The sequence below is a fragment of the Bacteroides sp. GD17 genome (assembly GCF_038448625.1).
GTDB lineage: Bacteria > Bacteroidota > Bacteroidia > Bacteroidales > Bacteroidaceae > Bacteroides.
On sequence record NZ_JBCEZS010000047.1, the window covers coordinates 1 to 2,409 of the forward strand.

1 protein-coding gene is annotated in these 2,409 nt (G+C 48.9%); it reads right to left on the reverse strand.

All coding sequences use genetic code 11. From position 1 onward, the window contains the following. Positions 1-203: 203 nt before the first annotated feature. Positions 204-1,931: a glycoside hydrolase family 9 protein gene (locus AAE250_RS23445; RefSeq protein ID WP_446715784.1), complete on the reverse strand. Its 1,728-nt coding sequence runs from the start codon at positions 1,929-1,931 to the stop codon at positions 204-206. Positions 1,932-2,409 lie beyond the last annotated feature (478 nt).

The following is a 2,409-nucleotide window of genomic DNA, read 5'->3' on the forward strand; positions in this document are numbered from 1 at the left end:
TGAAACCCAGGGCGTTGCCCTGGGCTGATAGATGAAAGCCCTTCAGGCTTTGCCGGACTGATAAATGAAAGCCTTTCAGGCTTGCTGCGCAAGTAAGCCGAATGGAAACCTTGCTCCAGCGCTACGCTGGTAAATTCCCATTTAACGGCGGGTGTATTTACTTACGAAACTTCAATTATTAGTTCTATTTCTGTATTTTAGTTCTACTTCTGCCCACTCAGTGCATCCAAAGCCGAAACCAATCCTACCAAGGCGGCATTCCAGTTGATGGCTACCTCATTGGAAGCGTAGGAACCTTGCGTATCGGAATAGGCTTCGTCGGGATAATCGGAGGAATAAACGGCTCCGTCTTGCCGACCGGGATTGGGTCCGCCTACCAAAAATCCGGGAATGGGTTCTTCGATACCATCCGATGCCGCCAGGCGATGATGGGGATGCATGGGACTATGAGTTCCGAAACCGGTGACATAACAGAAGCCGGTAGCATTGCGCCCCAGCATATAGTCTGAGTTACGATAGGCATTGGTCAGATAAGCGGAATTGCCGGTTGCAAGATAAGCATAAAGCAATGAAATACCCTGGTCAGCGCAACCTTCGGCAATGCATCCCCAAAAGAAATCTTTGGCTTTGTTTCCGTAGGGGGAATGGAAGGACGAAGCGTCGGCATCGGCTATGGCGGCATCGCTATAAGCAAGCAGTTTTTCTTTCAATGAGGTGGCAAAAGCACGGTCATCGGCATCCAATTCCTTTCCCGGCTGAAGCCAGGCAAATACACCTAATGCGGAGACATTGCCCCAACCGGGTGTATGGAAAGTGGCGGGGGCTTTCTTCACGGCGTCTTCGCGGTAAGCGGCCTTTCCGGTAGAGAGATAGAGCTCAGTGGCAGCCCAGAAGAATTCGTCGTCGGCATTGTTATCGCCGTAGGCACCGGTACTTACGGCAGGTTGGAACTCTTTGCTCAGTTTGTCCTGATTGTAGTAGGCATCGGGATTCTTCTTGGCCCAGAGATATGCCTTTTCGGCAGTGGCCAGCGCACGCTTGGCGAAGCCCGGGTAATCTTTTTCGTAAGGAGCAAACAAGCGGGAGGCCTGTGCCATGGCGGCTGCATAGTCTAGTGCGGCTGTAACCGACTTTCTCACTACATAGCGCTGTTGCTTGCAATCGGTCGGTTTGATGAACCCTTCGAAAGAAGGCGTGGTGAGTTTATGGTAGACGCCGCCATCGGCAGGGTCTTGCATGGTGAACATCCAGTCCAGGTTGTAGTGCATCTCGTCCAGCAGGTCGGGGGTGCTGTTGTTGCTTTCGGGGATATTCACGGATTGGGTGGCAAAATAATCGGGGAAGAGTTGGTAAACGCTCTGCATCAATCCGATGGAATAGGCGGAGTTGACGATGTATTTGTTATAATCGCCTGCATCGTACCACCCTTTGGGAGAAGAAATAATCGTACCTGCAGGACGTGTGGGGGAAGCGGCATTGGGATGTACCATCACCCGGTCGTCAGGATGTCCCGCCGGTCTGTTCCACTTGCCGGCGTATTGCTCTTCGATGGGCATTCCCGTACGTTGGTAGTAGAATGCTTTCAGAGCAGCATCGGCCAGAGATGCCAGCACTCTGTCCTTTATTTCAAAAGGAACCGATGCACCGTTCACTTGCAGGATGTATTTCCCGGGGGCCGTGATCTCACTGAAGTCCAAAGTTGTCCTTGTCTTACCGGACCATTCGGAAACCGCACTGCTCTTCGGTTTTCCCTTCAAGACTTCTTTGCCCGTAGCAGCATCCACCACCGTGAAGCGTTCTATCTTACCGCTATCCGTCACGGCCACTTTCTCTTGCGCCGGATAATAACCCAGCTGATTCAACCGGACACTCTCTGCCGGCAAGCTCCCTGTGGAAGAACTACATGCAGCAAACATACTGCAAATTCCCATCAGCCATACATACTTTCCTCTCATGATATACTTGTTTTTCTTAGTGTTTAGATATGGAATTATCTCTCAAATATTAGAATGACAACAAATTAACAAAAAAACAAGCAGATACACAAGGGTTCTGCTTTTGAAATGAAAGAAGAAATGCTCTGCCTTACAGATAACGGATGAGCTTTTTATGTTAAACAGTACATACTGTTTGTTTTAGTACCATAAAGTTAGTACATTTGCACAAAGAATCATCACCCAAAGGGTGAAGGATATGGCGAGAGACTTGTTCTTCCAACCGCATTGCCTAAAGTTGCGTACCTCACTTGCGAAGTGAGTTTTTTTTGAAATGGCAACCTACACACATCACCGGAAGTTTATCGGATCAACGTAAAACCCTGAGGGATTAATGTCTAAATTCTTATCTTTGCCTCCACATTATGTAATATATGTAATAATGGAAACAAACGGTTATCGCCTTCTTCTTCCC